General features: G+C 69.0%; 15 protein-coding genes and 1 pseudogene. 8 read left to right on the top strand and 8 right to left on the bottom strand.

The features are described 5' to 3' along the window. The 3 genes and pseudogenes from ACLBYD_RS16345 to mdo form a co-directional block, all read right to left on the bottom strand. A pseudogene (locus ACLBYD_RS16345) lies at positions 1-760 on the bottom strand (MadC family VWA domain-containing protein); the annotation flags it as partial. Positions 761-767: 7 nt separating this feature from the next. Continuing rightward, complete coding sequence (locus ACLBYD_RS16340; RefSeq protein ID WP_447817264.1) at positions 768-1,886, bottom strand: MadB family AAA-type ATPase; 1,119 nt, start codon at positions 1,884-1,886, stop codon at positions 768-770. A gap of 73 nt (positions 1,887-1,959) precedes the next feature. Further along, positions 1,960-3,231, bottom strand: a complete 1,272-nt coding sequence (gene mdo / locus ACLBYD_RS16335) for an NDMA-dependent methanol dehydrogenase (RefSeq protein WP_159417779.1) — start codon at positions 3,229-3,231, stop codon at positions 1,960-1,962. A gap of 299 nt (positions 3,232-3,530) precedes the next feature. Here mdo and ACLBYD_RS16330 point away from each other — a divergent pair, with 299 nt between their 5' ends. Further along, positions 3,531-4,586 carry a ferredoxin--NADP reductase gene (locus ACLBYD_RS16330; RefSeq protein WP_271036931.1) on the top strand — a complete coding sequence of 352 codons (1,056 nt, stop codon included), beginning with the start codon at positions 3,531-3,533 and terminating at the stop codon, positions 4,584-4,586. A 52-nt stretch (positions 4,587-4,638) separates the two neighbouring features. On the opposite strand, the gene ACLBYD_RS16325 is transcribed toward ACLBYD_RS16330, so the two are convergent. From ACLBYD_RS16325 to ACLBYD_RS16315, 3 genes are all read right to left on the bottom strand, one after another. After that, the gene (locus tag ACLBYD_RS16325; protein WP_447817263.1) at positions 4,639-5,889 is read right to left on the bottom strand and encodes an MFS transporter; all 1,251 of its coding nucleotides are present in this window, start codon (positions 5,887-5,889) and stop codon (positions 4,639-4,641) included. A gap of 163 nt (positions 5,890-6,052) precedes the next feature. Further along, positions 6,053-6,856 carry a glutamate racemase gene (locus ACLBYD_RS16320; protein ID WP_060650738.1) on the bottom strand — a complete coding sequence of 268 codons (804 nt, stop codon included), beginning with the start codon at positions 6,854-6,856 and terminating at the stop codon, positions 6,053-6,055. Positions 6,857-6,923: 67 nt separating this feature from the next. Then, complete coding sequence (locus ACLBYD_RS16315; RefSeq protein WP_447817262.1) at positions 6,924-8,129, bottom strand: NAD(P)/FAD-dependent oxidoreductase; 1,206 nt, start codon at positions 8,127-8,129, stop codon at positions 6,924-6,926. 210 nt (positions 8,130-8,339) lie between these two features. Here ACLBYD_RS16315 and ACLBYD_RS16310 point away from each other — a divergent pair, with 210 nt between their 5' ends. The 5 genes from ACLBYD_RS16310 to ACLBYD_RS16290 are packed head-to-tail and all read left to right on the top strand — an operon-like array spanning position 8,340 to position 10,860. Beyond that, positions 8,340-8,801, top strand: coding sequence for an Asp23/Gls24 family envelope stress response protein (locus ACLBYD_RS16310; RefSeq protein ID WP_026060889.1), 462 nt, complete (start codon positions 8,340-8,342; stop codon positions 8,799-8,801). After that, positions 8,798-9,109 carry a hypothetical protein gene (locus tag ACLBYD_RS16305; RefSeq protein ID WP_006552247.1) on the top strand — a complete coding sequence of 104 codons (312 nt, stop codon included), beginning with the start codon at positions 8,798-8,800 and terminating at the stop codon, positions 9,107-9,109. The genes ACLBYD_RS16310 and ACLBYD_RS16305 overlap by 4 nt, the downstream gene beginning before the upstream one ends. Beyond that, the gene (locus ACLBYD_RS16300; protein WP_006552248.1) at positions 9,106-9,300 is read left to right on the top strand and encodes a hypothetical protein; all 195 of its coding nucleotides are present in this window, start codon (positions 9,106-9,108) and stop codon (positions 9,298-9,300) included. Before ACLBYD_RS16305 ends, ACLBYD_RS16300 begins: the two co-directional genes overlap by 4 nt. Next, complete coding sequence (locus ACLBYD_RS16295) at positions 9,293-10,300, top strand: DUF6286 domain-containing protein (RefSeq protein ID WP_271036935.1); 1,008 nt, start codon at positions 9,293-9,295, stop codon at positions 10,298-10,300. Before ACLBYD_RS16300 ends, ACLBYD_RS16295 begins: the two co-directional genes overlap by 8 nt. Next, positions 10,297-10,860: a hypothetical protein gene (locus tag ACLBYD_RS16290; RefSeq protein WP_060650735.1), complete on the top strand. Its 564-nt coding sequence runs from the start codon at positions 10,297-10,299 to the stop codon at positions 10,858-10,860. Before ACLBYD_RS16295 ends, ACLBYD_RS16290 begins: the two co-directional genes overlap by 4 nt. Positions 10,861-10,902: 42 nt before the next feature. Here the strand turns inward: ACLBYD_RS16290 and ACLBYD_RS16285 are convergent, their stop codons facing one another. Further along, positions 10,903-12,078, bottom strand: coding sequence for an oxygenase MpaB family protein (locus tag ACLBYD_RS16285; protein ID WP_447817261.1), 1,176 nt, complete (start codon positions 12,076-12,078; stop codon positions 10,903-10,905). Positions 12,079-12,177: 99 nt separating this feature from the next. Between ACLBYD_RS16285 and ACLBYD_RS16280 the strand changes: the two genes are divergently transcribed. Both ACLBYD_RS16280 and ACLBYD_RS16275 read left to right on the top strand, forming a co-directional pair. Beyond that, positions 12,178-12,756 carry a TetR/AcrR family transcriptional regulator gene (locus ACLBYD_RS16280; RefSeq protein WP_033096098.1) on the top strand — a complete coding sequence of 193 codons (579 nt, stop codon included), beginning with the start codon at positions 12,178-12,180 and terminating at the stop codon, positions 12,754-12,756. Positions 12,757-12,880: 124 nt separating this feature from the next. Further along, positions 12,881-14,044 carry a serine hydrolase domain-containing protein gene (locus ACLBYD_RS16275; protein ID WP_447817260.1) on the top strand — a complete coding sequence of 388 codons (1,164 nt, stop codon included), beginning with the start codon at positions 12,881-12,883 and terminating at the stop codon, positions 14,042-14,044. Positions 14,045-14,176: 132 nt separating this feature from the next. Here ACLBYD_RS16275 and tuf read toward each other — a convergent pair whose 3' ends face one another. Next, the gene (gene tuf / locus ACLBYD_RS16270; protein ID WP_016690893.1) at positions 14,177-15,367 is read right to left on the bottom strand and encodes an elongation factor Tu; all 1,191 of its coding nucleotides are present in this window, start codon (positions 15,365-15,367) and stop codon (positions 14,177-14,179) included. Positions 15,368-15,456: the final 89 nt, after the last annotated feature.

The following is a 15,456-nucleotide window of genomic DNA, read 5'->3' as shown; positions in this document are numbered from 1 at the left end:
ACGCCTCGACCGCGTCCACGAGTCGCGCGAGTTGCGATGCGGAGAGGGGTTCGTCGAGGACCTCTCCCCCGTACGTGCGGTGCGGGTCGTAGGCGTCGAGCCACGCGAGGATCGACGCCGGGTCGTCCCACGACAGCGATCCGACGACCGCGGCACCCGGTTCACCGGACAGATCACCCACCGTCGTGGTCGCCGCATTCTCGACGTCGACGGTGTAGGTGACGCCGCGACGGCCCGAGTCCGCACCCGTGTCCACCGACAGATCGGCATCGGACGACGTCATCGACACATCGTCGTCGTCCTTGTGCGGGTTGAACCCCTTGCGGGCCTCCGGGGTGTCGAAGTGGTCGCCGACCTCGGCTGCGCGGTCGTTGTACTCGGCGTAGCGCGCGATGCTCGGGTCGTCGCCGATCTCGAGCGCCGCCGGCAGGGATTCGGCGAACTGCGCCCGGGCGGGACCGCCGCCGCTCGCGGCGACGGCGGCGTCGACCGCACCGAACAACTCGTCGAAAGCGCGCTCGAAACCGGCCCGCTCGTGCGGGTACTTGGCGCACACCGCCCGCAGGCACGAGCGCAGTGAATCCCGCTCGCGGACGGAGACCAGGTCGAGCACCCGGCGCACCTCGATGCTCTCGGCCGGTGACGCCGCGACACCGTGGCGTCGCAGGAGCAGGCCGAACACCGCCGCTACCACGTCGAGCACGTAGCGGGGGCGACGCTCGTCGAGCGCGGTCACCCGTGTGACCCGGGATGCGTGCATTGCGGGGTCACCCCCGCAGTCCGCTGCCCGCGGCGTCGCGACCGCCACCACCGCGTCCCCGGAAGACGGCGGTCGTGGTGTTCGCCGGGCGCGATGCGACCGTCACGCGTTCACGCGACGGAACAGATTCCGTCACACCAGCTTCGGGCGCACTCGCTTCGGACGCGATCGGTTCGGACGCGATCGGTTCGGACACCGCGGCTGCCGGTGCCGCACCGCCGAGCCGGGTCTTCGCGAGGTCGACGTCGCCGGTGTACTTGAGCAGCGTCGCCAGCAGCACGTCGCGCATGCCGCCCAGCGAATCCGGGTCGTCGGCGTCGTGTCCCATCACCGTCGCTGCACGTGCGGCGTCGATGACCTCCGAGATCGAGGGACTCTTGCGCAGCGGCAGATCGCGCAGGGTCCGGGACAGGTCGACGATCTGGTGGGCCGTCCCTGGGCGCACGTCCGGCACCCGTGCGGTGACGATCTCGCGTTCACGCTCGGGTGTCGGGTATCCGACGTGGTAGTGCAGGCAGCGACGCTTGAGCGCGGGCGACAACTCGCGAGTGTCGTTGGAGGTCAGGATCACCCACGGTGTGGACCGGGCCGTGAACGTGCCGACCTCGGGGATCGTCACCTGCCGTTCGGCGAGCACCTCGAGCAACAGTGCCTCCATGGACTCCTCGGTGCGGTCCACTTCGTCGACGAGCAGGACCACCGGCTCCTCCGAGAGCACGGCCTCGAGCAGCGGACGGACCGACAGGAAGGTCTCCGAGTACAGTCCGAAGTCCTGCTGCGCGAGAAACTTCGACGCGTCCGCGAGGTCGGCGTGACCGGCGAGCAGTTCGCCGATGCGGTCGCGCAGCATCTGCACGTGCAGCAGCTGTTTGGCGTAGTCCCACTCGTAGAGGGCGCGGCTGTCGTCGAGCCCTTCGTAGCACTGCAGTCGAACCAGTTTCCGGCTGCCGACCGCGGCGAGCGCCTTGGCCAGTTCGGTCTTGCCGACCCCGGCGGGGCCTTCGAGCAGCAGGGGCCGCTCGAGTGCGGTGGCGAGGTGCACGACGGTCGCGAACTCGTCGTCGGCGATGTAGTCGTGCCGGCGCAGCGCATCCTTCAACTCGGCGCCCGAGGCGAACGGGGTCATCCGGGGTCTCCTTCTGTGGCGTGGTCGCAGCGGAGCAGGGCGCTCCNAGGGGACGCCCCGGGAGCGCGGGTTCTCAGTAGGACCGGTTGATGCAGTGGTCGACGACCGGGATCATCGAGTCGACGGTGACCTCGCGGGGGTTGCCCGGGGTGCACCAGTCGTCCTGGATGTGCTCGGAGATCGCCCGGACGGTCTTCTCGTCGCCGCGGATCGTGTCTCCGCGACCCGCATACTTCTTGGTGTTCATCTGGTTCTTCTCGTACGAGTCGGTGCGCACCTGCCCGAAGTTGTCGGGGATGCCGACGTCCTTCGCGAGACGGATCGCCGCTTCGACCGCCGCGTCGGCGGCCTGGACGGTGGTCATGTTGCGGGTGTCCACGCCCATCGCGGTGGCGATGCGGGCGTAGTGCTCGTAGCGGGAGGGCAGGTTGTACTCCCACACGCGCGGCAGGGCGATGGCGTTGTTGAGGCCGTGGTGGCTGTCGAAGAAGGCCGAGACGGCGTGCGAGATGGAGTGCACGATGCCGAGGCCGCCGGAGTTGAAGGCCTGCGCGGCGATGTACTGGGCGTTCATCATGCCTTCGCGAGCCTTGAGGTTGCGCGGCTCGAAGACCGCTTCACGCAGGTGCTTCGCGACGAGCTCGATCGAGTACAGGGCGTTGCCGAGCGACGGGGCGAAGTCCAGCCGGGAGACGTACGGCTCGGAGCCGTGGGCGAGGACGTCGAAGCCGCAGTAGGCGGTGAAGTGCTGGGGGCAGCTGTAGTAGAGCAGCGGGTCGTCGATCGCGAGGGTGACGATCGTGGCCTCGTCGAAGCCGACCCACTTGTGTGGGTGGTCCATGTCGGAGGTGTCGGTGATGACGTAGGCCCAGGACGTCTCGGAGCCGGTGCCGGCGGTCGTGGAGACGGCGATGTGCGGCGGGTTCTCCTTGTTGGTGGACTTCGCGAAGCCCTCGAACTCGTTGATGTTGCGGCCGTCGTGGGCGATCACGACGCGGGCGCCCTTCGCGGCGTCGTGGCTCGATCCGCCCCCGACGGAGATGATCGAGTCGCACTTCTCCTTCTGGTAGAGCGCCGCGGCCTCCATGACGTTGTAGTCCTTGGGGTTGGACTCGACCTTGTCGTAGAGGACGACCTCGACGCCCTGGTACTCGATCTTGCCGATGAGCTCCTCGATGATCCCCGATCCGCGCAGGCCGGTGGTCATCAGCAGGGCGCGCTTGAAGCCGAGGTTCTTCGCCTCGACGCCGAGGATGTCGTGGGCGCCGACACCCATCAGCGCGCGGGGGAAGGGGTGGAATTCCTTGATCGGGAAGTCCCAGATCTGATTGAGCTCGATTGCCATGGTGTATCTCCTCGCAGAGGGGGTGTACCGGATCGGGAGTGTGATGTGGACCTCATCCGCGATTCACCATCGACCAGAGCTGCGAGGCGTGAAAGACGCAGCGGCCGAAACCGTCCGGTCGCCGCGGGGGCACCGCCCGTTCGGGTAGGGCACCTCCCGCTGACCGGGTGGGCGCCGCACCCGCCCGAGCAGTGCCGGTACCGTTTTCCTCATCCCATGCGCGCTGGTAACCTGAATTAGAACACGTTCTAGATTCGGTCGTGCGCGGCCATCTTTGCAGGAGAGGACGAGACCCACCCATGACGACTGTCGAGGTGCCCCACGGCTCACGCTCGGTGATCCTCACCGTGTCCGCCGTCGTCGAGGAGACCGCCGACACGCGGTCGATCGTGTTCGCCGTCCCGGACGAGCTGCGCGACAAATTCGCCTACCGGCCCGGCCAGTTCCTCACCCTGCGCATCCCGAGCGACCGGACGGGCTCGGTGGCCCGCTGCTACTCGCTCGCAAGCTCCCCGTTCACCGACGACGCCCCCAAGGTCACCGTCAAGCGCACCGCCGACGGTTACGGATCCAACTGGCTGTGCGACAACATCGCGGCCGGACAGACCATCGAGGTGCTGCCGCCCGCGGGTGTCTTCACCCCGAAGTCGCTCGACCACGACTTCCTGCTGTTCGGCGCCGGCAGCGGCATCACCCCGGTGATCTCGATCCTCAAGTCCGCGCTCACCCAGGGCGGCGGCAAGGTGGTGCTGGTCTACGCCAACCGCGACGAGAAGTCCGTCATCTTCGCCGAGGAGCTGCGGGCTCTCGCGGAGAAGTACCCGACGCGCCTGACCGTCGTGCACTGGCTCGAGTCCGTCCAGGGTCTGCCCACCGCCGACCAGCTCGCGGCGATCGCAACGCCCTACGAGTCGTACGAGGCGTTCATGTGCGGCCCCGGACCGTTCATGGACACGGTCCACCAGGCACTGAACACCGTGGGCATGCCCCGCGCCCGCGTGCACGCCGAGGTCTTCAACTCGCTGTCGGGCGACCCGTTCGCCGACCAGGCGCCGGTCGAGGTCAGCGACGAGGACGCCGCCGACGCCGCGACCGTCGAGGTCGAACTCGACGGCGAGGTCCACAAGCTCTCGTGGCCGCGTAAGCAGACCCTCGTCGACATCATGCTCGCGAAGGGCATCGACGTGCCGTATTCGTGCCAGGAGGGCGAATGCGGGTCGTGCGCGTGCACCGTGCTCGAGGGCAAGGTCGAGATGGAGAACTGCGACGTGCTCGACCCCGAGGACATCGAGGCGGGCTACATCCTCGGTTGCCAGGCCCGGCCGGTGACCGACCACCTCAAGATCGAGTTCTGAGCCGGCGGGTTCACGCCCCGCTGCTCCCGCTCTTTGCGGAAGTGCCCGGCCCCTACGAACGTGCGGGGACGGGCACTCCCCGCATCCCGGCGGAGTCGGGCTTCGGCTTGCGCACGAGCACGCCGACCCCGGCCACGAGCGCCAGCACGGCGACGACCACGCCGTAGCCGACGGCGGTGGACATCAGGCCGAACGATCCGGCCGCCACCCCGGCGGCCATCGCGGGCACCGAGAACGCGAAGTAGCAGACGACGAAGGTCGTCGCGAATATCCGGCCGCGCTCGTGGGGTCGGCCGAGCGAGCCGACCACGCCCATGGCCGCGACGAAGGTCGAACCCCAGCCGAAGCCGGCGACCGCGGTACCCGCGTAGTACACCGCGACCCATCCCGTGAGGAGCGCGGTGATCACCGCGGCCAGTCCCGTCGCGAGCAGCACGGCCCCGAGGATCACGATGCGATGGGGGTCGCGGCGGGCCGTGGTGGTCGCCGCGACCGTGCCCGCCGTGAACAGCGTGCCGATCGCCAGACCCGCGGCGAGGCGGTTGTCGATACCGAACACCGAGTCGACGATCGAGGGCCCCAGCGACATGTACAGCCCGCCGAGTGCCCACGCCGACATCAGGCTGGGCAGGATGAGCAGATAGCGGCCCCGGACCTCACGGGGCACCGACGCGCTCGGCACCAGGCTCCGCAGGGCGTCGCGTCGCGACGGGAAACCCACCGACGGCGACGTCTCCGGCACGAAGATCAGCGCGATCGCCAGCACGACGGCGAGAACGCCGACGACCGCATAACTCAGGACCGTGGGGAACGGCGCGAACTGTACGAGTACGCCGGCTCCCGCCGCGCCGAGTGCGAGGCCGAGCGACGGCGCCGCGGTGTTGATCAGCGGACCGATGTGCCTGTTCGGCTGCATCTCGATCACGGCCGCCGCCAGCGCGCTCGTCGCCGCGCCCACCGCGAGACCCTGCAGGATCCGCGCGACGATCAGCCACCCCACCCCCGGGGAGGCGATGAAGACCACCATGCTCGCCGCGAGCAACAGCAGGGCCGTCACGATCACGGGTCTGCGCCCGACGTGGTCGGACAGCGACCCCACCGTCACGAGCGCCGCGAGCAGTGCGAGCACGTAGACCGCGAACACCACCGTGAGCATCGCCGCGGAGAATCCCCACATCTGCTGGTAGACGGGATACAGCGGTGACGGTGCCGACGACGACGCGGTGAGGGTGAACGCTCCCAGGCCGACCACGGCGAAACCGAACGAGCGGATACGGCCTCGGGGCTGTACGGGAGCAGTCATCGAACCTCCAGAAGGTGATCGGCGCGTTCCACGCGAGAGACGAACGGCGTGTCCCACGCGGAAACGAACGATGCGCCCCCGCGCGAATTGGTGAACATCCCTTCACCAACATACTTCGCTCGACGAAGTATTCCTCCGGCCATCCACCCGACGGCTCGGACACTCAGAGGGAGGTGGCGTCCTCGACGTCCTCGTCCCGCATGTCGCCGGGCGCCGCGAGCAGGGCGCGACCGGCAGCGAAGACCGTCGCTGCCGGCGGCAACTCTCCGGGCACACCGCTGCGGAAGACTTCGACACGACCCGATCCCGAGGCGGGTCGCCCGAGCGCATCGATCCGGCGCAGCGTCTGCCGTGCGACGGCCTCGGCGCTGTCGAACAGGCGCACTCCGGCCGGCAGGTGTTCGGTGATGGTGTCGGCGACAAGCGGGTAGTGGGTGCAACCGAGAACCACACCCTGGACGTCCCGAGGGGTGCGCTCGGCCGCGGAGGCGACCGCTGCGGCGACGGCCACCCGATCACCCGCATCGATGGCGTCGGCAAGTCCGTGACACGCCACGCCGACGACCTCGGACCCGTTCGCGAACTGTTCGATCAGATTCGCCTGGTACCTGCTCGCGGTGGTCGCCGCGGTGGCCCAGATCGCCACCGAATCGCACGCGGCGGCCGCGGGCTTGACCGCGGGGACCGTGCCCACCACGGGCACCGACGGACCGAGATCGGCCCGGACGTGTTCGAGGGCAGTCACCGATGCGGTGTTGCACGGGAGCACGACCACCTCGGCGCCCCGGGCGACGGCGCGACGGGCGGTAGTGACGACCCGGTCGATCACCCAGTCCGGAGACTTCGGGCCCCACGGGGCGCCGTCGGGATCCGTCGACAACATGAGGTCGAGATCGGGACGCAACCGTCGCAGCCACGCGGACGTCGGCAACAGCCCGAGACCCGAGTCGATGAGCGCAACGATCACCCTACGAATCTAGCGGGTCGCGCGCGGCCGGCCCGACGGCGGTCGTTCCGGCGCGCAGCCCACTCCCCTAGACCGCCGCTGTGAGCAGCTCGTCGATCGGGGCGCCCGCGGCGATCTTCGCGCGCGACTTCATGACCAGCGCGGGCAGGCCGCCGCCCACAGCGCCGACGAACCTGCCGTCGCGCTCGTAGTACGCGAGAAACTTGCGGCCGTCGTCGCGCACGACGTGCACCGTGTCGTCGGCGGTGACCGCACCGAGGCCCTGGATCTTGATGTCGTACTGGTCGCTCCAGAAGTAGGGCACCTGCGCGGCCGCCCCGGCCTCGACGCCCATGATGGTCTTCGCCAGGACGGATGCCTGCTCGCCGGCGTTCGTCCAGTGCTCGATGCGCCTGCGCCCCCCGGCCGGTACCTGCCAGGACGCGACGTCGCCGACGGCCCACACGTGCGGGGTGGAGGTGCGGCCCGTGCCGTCGCACACGACACCGTTCTCGACTTCGACACCCGATCCCTCGAGCCACTCGGTGGCCGGGATCGAACCGATGCCCAGCACCACGAGGTCGACGTCGATCTCGCTGCCGTCGCCGAGGACTGCGGAGGTGACACGCTCGTCGCCGCGGATCTCCGACAATCCGACGCCGGCACGCACGTCGACGCCCTCGGCGGTGTGCAGGCGGGTGACGAGAGCACCGACCTCGGCACCGAGCACCGATGCGAGCGGGGTGGGCTGCGGTTCGACCAGCACGACCTCCACCTCGCGCGCCCGCAGGCTCGCCGCGACCTCGCACCCGATGAACCCGGCACCGACGACGAGCGCGCGGGCACCCGGAACGATCGCCTCGCGCAGGGCGCGGCTGTCCTCGAGCGACCGCAGGACGTGGACCCCCGCCAGATCCGGCAGACCGGGGATGCGGCGGGGCCGCAGACCTGTGGCGACGACGAGTTCGTCGTAGCCGAGTTCGATGCCGTCGGTGAGGGTGAGGGTGCGCGACGCGGTGTCGACCGAGCGAGCCGCGGCACCGAGCTTCAGCTCGATGCGGTTCTCGCCGAAGAACTCGCTCGGCCGGAGGGTCGTGTCGTCGCGGTCGCCGCGCAGAACCTCCTTCGACAGGGGCGGGCGGTCGTAGGGCAGGTGCGTCTCGTCGCCGACGAGCACGAGTTCGCCCTCGTATCCGGCGCGGCGCAGCTCCTCGGCGGTACGCACCGCCGCCAGGCCGGCGCCCACGACGACGACGCGCTCCGGCGTACTCTCGGTCTCCCGCTCGATCGACACCCTCGGCCCATCCTTCGCTTCGTCTGTGACACGCATGCGCGTGCCGCGCGGTAGTGATGCATCCCACCCTGCGTCCCACGTTCTTACCAAACGGCGACGACGGGCGACAGACCTACGTCGGCCGTTAGAGTTCGAGGCACCGTGAGGACAATGGGATCCAGCACAGGATCGAGCACGGAACACGACCGGTACACCTACCTGGGAGCCCTCATGACCAGCGACAGCGGCGCAGGTATCAGCCGCATACAGTTCGGCGCCGGAACCTCCTCCGGCCCCGCCGACCCGCAGGGCCGCACGATCATCGCGGACGCGGTGGTGGCCAAGATCGCGGGGCTCGCGACCCGCGAGATCAGCGGCGTCATCGAGGTGGGCGCCGGCACCGCCCGCGTCGTGGGCGCACTGCGCGACCGCATCCCCGGTGCGCGCATCAACCACGGGCAGGGTGTCGCCGTCGAGGTCGGTGAACGTCAGGCCGCGATCGACATCGGAATCGTCGCCGAATACGGCGTCGCGCTGCACGAACTCGCCGTCGCCATCCGGCACAACGTCATCGCTGCGGTCGAACGCATGACGGGACTCGAGGTCACCGAGGTCAACATCACGGTCTTCGACGTCATGCTCCACGAAGAGGCCGCGGCCCTCACCGACGACGCCAAACCCCGCGTGCAGTGAACCCCGGATCAGCAGCGCAGGCGAACGCGGCCGACCTGGTGGCGGACGCCGCGCTGTCCGTTCCCGGCGTCGTGGGTCTGCACCGCGGCGCATTCGGGGAGGTCGCCACCTATCTGCCCGGCCGACGGGTCGAAGGTGTGCGGCTGACCGATCAGCTGTGCGCGGTGCACATCGTCGTGCGGATCCCCGCCGATCTCCCGGCCGTCGCCGACGCCGTCCGCGTCCGGGTGTCCCCGCTGGTGGACGTCCCTGTCCAGGTGACCATCGAAGACGTCCACGCCGGTGAACGAGAAGGAGCCCCATCGTGAACCACACACCCGTCAGCAACACCGTCGTCGGACTCCTCGCGGGGCTGCTCCTGGCCCTCGCCGGCATCATCGGCGGGTTCAGCGGTCTGCTGTTCGCCGTGCTGCTCGGCGCGCTCGGTGCCGCGATCGGCGCCCATCGCGACGGCCACCTCGACCTCGGCGCCCTGCTGAGGAGTCGGGGCCGTGGCTGATCCCACTGCGTCCGACGTCGGGACATCCGACGACACCGGGACCGGGGTCGTTCCCCCGGGCGAACGCGGCAGCCTCGTCGTCAAGGACCGTGCGATCGAACGCATCGCCGCGGCTGCCGCGCTCGGCGTTCCCGGTGTGGTGCGGCACAGCGGAGGTGGGATCCTGCGTCTCACCGGCCGCGACCTGCCCCGGGCCGACGTCACCACCGGCGCGAAGGCCGTCGCGGTGAATCTCTACATCGCCGCCGAATGGCCGTACGACGCGGCGATGCTCACCCGCCGGGTCCACGACGCGGTCGAACGCCAGCTGCACGACCTGACGGGCATGCGGATCAGCGAACTCAACGTGCTCATCGTCGCGACCGCGCTCGTCGAGGACGGCGAGACCGACGAGGCGCAGCCACCCGTCGAGTACCTGGAATCCGACATCGTCGCGGCGCGGACCACTCCGCATCCCGACATCCCCACCGTCGCTCCCCTGCCACCGCTGGCGCCGCCCGCGGCCGCACCCGCCGCCGCGATCGTGGCGATCGCGGCGCTCGCCCTGTCGTTCGTCGCCGCCCGGGAACTGCTCATCGTCAACGGGACGTACGGCGGTGCCCCGTGGCTGCGCAACTCCTTCGAGTGGTTCGGCCGCCTGCACTGGCACACCTGGCTCGCACCCGTCGCGGGCGTCTGCCTCGTCCTCGGGATCGTCCTGATCGTCGTCGCCCTCAAACCCCGCCGCCGGACGCATGTGCCGCTGCAGGTCGCGGGGCCGGTGCCCACGGTGTGGATGCGGCGCACGGACGTCGCACGCATGTGCAGCGCCCACGCGTCCGCGCTCACCGGCGTGCGCACGGCCCGCACGGTCGTCGACCGTCGCCGTGCCGTGGTGCGCATCTCGATCGAGGACGAGACACCGGTCGACGAGATCACCGCGTCCGTGCGCGGCGCGGTCGCCCCGAACCTCGCGGCGCTCGCCGACCCCGTCGAACTCGTGGTGGAGGTGGCGCGGTGAAACTCCGTACCGTGCTGGCGAATCGGCTCGTCACCTTCCTGGCGGGCCTTGCCCTCGCCGGTGCCGGCGCATTCGCCCTGGCGTGGGTGTGGCAGGTTCCCCTAGCCCGAGAGCAACTCTCGCGTCTCGACCGTCCCCGCGTGACCGACGTCCCGGACCAGTCGTGGTGGACACCGGCCCTGTGGTCGGTCTTCGCGGGCGGACTCGTGCTCGGCATCGCGTTGCTCGCCGTCAACCTGTCGCGCCGGCGCACGTCGACCGTGCAGCTCTACGACCAGGTCACCGACGCCACCCTCGGTGTCGAACTCGGTCCCGTCGCCGACGGTGTGGCAGCCGAACTCGCCGCCCTGCCGGGCGTGCGGGCCGTGCGCGGACGCGCGGTCGTCGAACGCCACCTGCCGACGCTCTCGGTGGTGGTGCACGCCGACCCGACCATCGACGTCACCGAGCTGACAGAAGCCGCGGAGGATGCCGCCCAGCGGGTCGCGCGGGCTCTCGGCGGGGCGCACGTGGCGACGCAGGTCCTCGTACATCTCGACCCGGCTGTGGACGTTCACTGAGCCCACCCACCCGGGGCCGGAACCCATCCGGCCCGGGGCGGCTCAGCTTCGGGCCGCGTCCACGAGGTCGTGCTCGACGCTGTAGTCCACGCGCATCCGGTCCATCGCCACGTCGCGCACCTTGTATGCCCGCTGTGTGGTGCGTTCGAGGTCCGGATAGCGGAATTCCTGGACGCGGTCGACGAGCGCGAGCAGCGGCCCGACGCGTCCGAGGACGTGCTTGAGCGGGCTGTCGGGGATGTGCAGGGCGTCGGCGTCGGCGTCACCGATGAACACCCGCTGCAGCGAGTGCATCACCGTGCGGGCGACCGTCGTCCGGATCGGTGCGGTGCCCGGCAGCAGGTTGGCCAGCTCCGGGACGAGATACTGCTCGGTCAGCGCGGTGACGAAATCCCGGTCCTCGTCGCTGGGGCCGGGCGAGGTGAGCCGGTACAGGTCCTCGACCGCGATGTGGTCGCGTTCGGTGCGCAGGCCCAGTTCCTCGCCCATCCCGATCACGTGCCCGACGTAGCGCCACAGGTGGTAGATGTCGTCGAGTTCGCGATCGGTGAAGCGCACCCCGAGGATCTGCATCGCCTCGACCGCGATGTGCCCGAACTCGGCCATCGTCAGCGCCATGTACGACTGCGGGATCGGCACTCCCCAGGCGTCCTCGTCCCACACCCCGCTCGCGAGGATGCTCTTGCGCACGTGGGCGTGGATCAGGCGCACCCGCACCGTGAACGCGAATCCGCCTCCGTCGCGGCGCATTCCGCCGCGAGTGAGGACGTGCCGTAACCACTCCCCGACCTCGACCGACCGCACGGCAGGCTGACTCACATAGCGGCCCGTCAGTGCGAGAGGCTTTCCGGCGATGAAGTTTCCGGCACCGCGCAGCAGCGAGGCGGCACCGAGCACCATGCCGAGGATCGGCGTGTGCCGAACGAGCGCGTCGGCGGCGTTGTCGATGCGGTGGTGGTCGACCCAGGCGGGTTCGTCGTCGAGGAAGGCGAACAGCTCTCGCAGGGATTCGGGTGCGTCGGGGACCGCCTCGACACCGTCGGTGAGTGCGACGCGCACGGCAGCCGTCGCGGAGTTCGGACCGAAGTCGTCGTTCACCACGGCGTCGGCCGGCGGGTCGGCCTGCCACATGCCGTCGAGCCAGCGCTCGCCGAGATCTGCGTATCGGCGCACCGCAAGGTCGGCGTTGACGAGATCACGTGGGATACGTCGCTCCATACATCCATGGAAACACGAGGAATCCTCACTTACTATTCACTTTTCATGAGCTCCCCGCGCGGCAACAGAACCGCAGGCAGAACCCCTCGGAAGCGTCCTGTGCAGCAGCGGAGTCACGACACCCGTAAGCTGCTCCTCACCTCTGCGTACGAGTTGCTCGAGCGCAGCCCCACCGCGCGGATCAGCACCACGGCACTCGCCGAGCACGCCCACGTGAGCATCGGGACGGTCTACCGATACTTCCCCGACGTCGACGCCGTGCTCGACGAACTCCGCATGACCGCCGTCCACGCGATCACCACCTCGCTGTCCACCGCCATCGGGCGGGCGATGGACCAGGAGCCGGAGGAGGCCATGGTGACGGTCGTGGAGAGTCTCACCGCCGCGTTCGAGAAACACGCCGCGGTGCTCCGGGTGTCGTACACCTCCGAGGAGATCGAGTTCGGACTCGCGTGGGCCGAGGTCGAAGGTCCGCTGCGGCCGCTCGGACGCATCATCCCGGCGCGGCTGCGACCCGATCTCGACGACGCAGCACTCGACGATCTCGTGTTCATCGTGATGGGAGCGACGGCGAGCCTGTGTTCACGGATCGCCCTCCTGCGGCCCCGGAGATCCGATCGGACCCGGATGATCGCGGTGACGGCGCGGATGCTCCTCGCCGCGATCGAGAGCGCCTGACGCACGGCGCATCATCTACGGCGCGCGGTCATCTCCGGGTTCGAAAACAGACCCGGCGTCCTGCCGAACGGCACATACTGATCACTGTCGTTCTCACACCGTCGACTCGACCGGGGAGAGTGCCGTGCGTCGACTACCGATCGTGTTGTCCGCCGTGATCCTCACCGTCGTGGCCGCCTGCGGCAACGACACCTCGGGCGAATCACCGCCCGCCGCAACGTCCGAAGCGACAGCGACCGGTGCGACCGCCACCGGCGCGGCGCCCGCCGACGAATTCCAGGACGTGCTCGACCGCGTCCGCGAGGAAGTCGGCTTCCCGGGAGTCGTTGCGCGCGTGGTCACCCAGGAATACGAGTGGACCGGTTCGTCCGGCACGATCGGCGCGGATCGATCGGAGGAACCCGGCCCCGACGACCACACTCGCATCGGCAGCATAACGAAGACGATGACGATCACCGCTCTGCTGCAACTGGCGGAGGACGACCGCCTGTCGCTGGAGGATCCGATCGACCGCTATGTGCCGGGCCTGCCGAACGGCGACGTCGCCACCCTGGGTCAACTGGCCTCGATGGTGAGCGGTATCCCCAGCTACACCTTCGACGAGGAGTTCCAGCAGCAACTCTTCGACGATCCGGAGGCACCGTGGACCCCGGACGAACTCCTCGACTACGTACGCGGTGACGCACCGAACTTCGCTCCCGGGGAGCGGTTCGAGTACTCCAACACCAACACGATCGCGCTCGGGGTGGTCGTCGAGCAGGTTTCCGGGCAGAGCCTGCACGAGTACTTCCGGGCGAACATCTTCGAGCCCCTGGGCATGGCCGACACCGTGATGCCCACCGACGCGGCCATCGCGTCACCGCACCTGTACGGGATCACCGAACAGGGACAGCCGGACGGGCAGACGGCCGATGCGACCGGTTGGAACCCGTCGTGGGGATGGTCGGCCGGCGCGGTGATCTCCACCGTCGACGACCTCGAACTGTGGGGCACGGCCCTCGGGACGGGCGAGGGCATCCTCTCCCCCGAGATGCAGCAGCTCCGTCTCGACTCGTTCCTGTTCGACGTCCCCGGTGCGACCGACACCCGCGCCTACGGCCTCGGGCTCGGTATCGAGAACGGCTGGCTCGGCCACACGGGCGAACTCCCCGGTTTCAACACCTACGTGGGATATCTGCCCGAACGCCGGGCCGTGGTCGTCGCCGCCGTGAACAGCGACATCCCGACGGCCGACGGGGAGGAACCGGTGACCCCCGTGGCGAACCAGCTGAAGGAGATCGTCGGCTGATCGCCTGTGACCCCGAAACGCCGAACGGCGTCCACGCCGGAGCAGAAACGCCGAACGGCGCCCACCCCGGAGGGTGGACGCCGTTCGAGCGTCAGTGAGGACTAGCTCACTTGATGATCCCGTAGGCGGTGCCTACTTGATGATCTTCGTGACGCGACCGGCGCCGACGGTGCGGCCACCCTCGCGGATCGCGAAGCGGAGGCCCTCGTCCATGGCGACCGGCTGGATCAGCTTGACGGACATCTCGGTGTTGTCACCGGGCATGACCATCTCGGTGCCCTCGGGGAGGGTAACAACGCCCGTCACGTCCGTGGTACGGAAGTAGAACTGCGGACGGTAGTTGTTGAAGAACGGCGTGTGGCGGCCGCCCTCCTCCTTGTTGAGGATGTAGGCCTGGCCCTCGAACTCCGTGTGGGGAGTCGTGGTGCCCGGCTTGACGACGACCTGGCCGCGCTCGACGTCCTCGCGCTTGATGCCGCGGACGAGGAGACCGACGTTGTCGCCGGCCTGGCCCTGGTCGAGCAGCTTGCGGAACATCTCGATGCCGGTGACCGTGGTCTTGGTCGACTCGGGGCGGATGCCGACGATCTCGACCTCTTCGTTGACGTTGATCACGCCACGCTCGATACGGCCGGTGACGACGGTGCCACGACCCGTGATGGTGAAGACGTCCTCGACGGGCATGAGGAACGGCTTGTCGGTCTCACGGACCGGGTCCGGGATGGAGTCGTCGACGGCCTGCATGAGGTCGACGATCGACTGGACCCACTTCTCGTCACCCTCGAGAGCCTTGAGAGCGGAGATCGGGACGACCGGAGCGTTCTCGTCGAACTCCTGCGAAGCGAGGAGCTCGCGCACCTCCATCTCGACGAGCTCGAGGATTTCCTCGTCGTCGACCATGTCGGCCTTGTTCAGGGCGACGAGGATGTAGGGAACGCCGACCTGGCGAGCGAGCAGCACGTGCTCACGCGTCTGGGGCATCGGGCCGTCGGTGGCGGCCACGACCAGGATCGCGCCGTCCATCTGGGCGGCACCGGTGATCATGTTCTTGATGTAGTCCGCGTGACCCGGGGCGTCGACGTGCGCGTAGTGGCGCTTGTCGGTCTGGTACTCGACGTGGGAGATGTTGATCGTGATACCACGAGCCTTCTCCTCAGGTGCCTTGTCGATCTGATCGAAAGCGAAGCTCTCGTTCAGGTCGGGGAACTTGTCGGCAAGCACCTTGGTGATCGCAGCCGTGGTGGTGGTCTTGCCGTGGTCGACGTGACCGATGGTGCCGATGTTCACGTGCGGCTTGGTCCGCTCGAACTTCGCCTTCGCCACTGGATGTCCTCCTGGACTGTTGTTGCTTGCTGTATGCAGCAGTGCGGTTTGTATTACTTGGTCGTGCAGGTGACCGAGGGATAACCCGG

It is taken from the genome of Rhodococcus sp. C26F (genome assembly GCF_053345925.1).
The sequence above is the reverse complement of the archived record's forward strand: the minus strand, read 5'-3'. Positions and strand labels throughout refer to the sequence as shown.

Excerpts from the sequence above, each read along its gene's own strand:
- ACLBYD_RS16340 (WP_447817264.1), bottom strand. The coding sequence starts at position 1,886 with ATGACCCCGTTCGCCTCGGGCGCCGAGTTGAAGGATGCGCTGCGCCGG.
- mdo (WP_159417779.1), bottom strand. The coding sequence starts at position 3,231 with ATGGCAATCGAGCTCAATCAGATCTGGGACTTCCCGATCAAGGAATTC.
- ACLBYD_RS16330 (WP_271036931.1), top strand. The coding sequence starts at position 3,531 with ATGACGACTGTCGAGGTGCCCCACGGCTCACGCTCGGTGATCCTCACC.
- ACLBYD_RS16325 (WP_447817263.1), bottom strand. The coding sequence starts at position 5,889 with ATGACTGCTCCCGTACAGCCCCGAGGCCGTATCCGCTCGTTCGGTTTC.
- ACLBYD_RS16310 (WP_026060889.1), top strand. The coding sequence starts at position 8,340 with ATGACCAGCGACAGCGGCGCAGGTATCAGCCGCATACAGTTCGGCGCC.
- ACLBYD_RS16285 (WP_447817261.1), bottom strand. The coding sequence starts at position 12,078 with ATGGAGCGACGTATCCCACGTGATCTCGTCAACGCCGACCTTGCGGTG.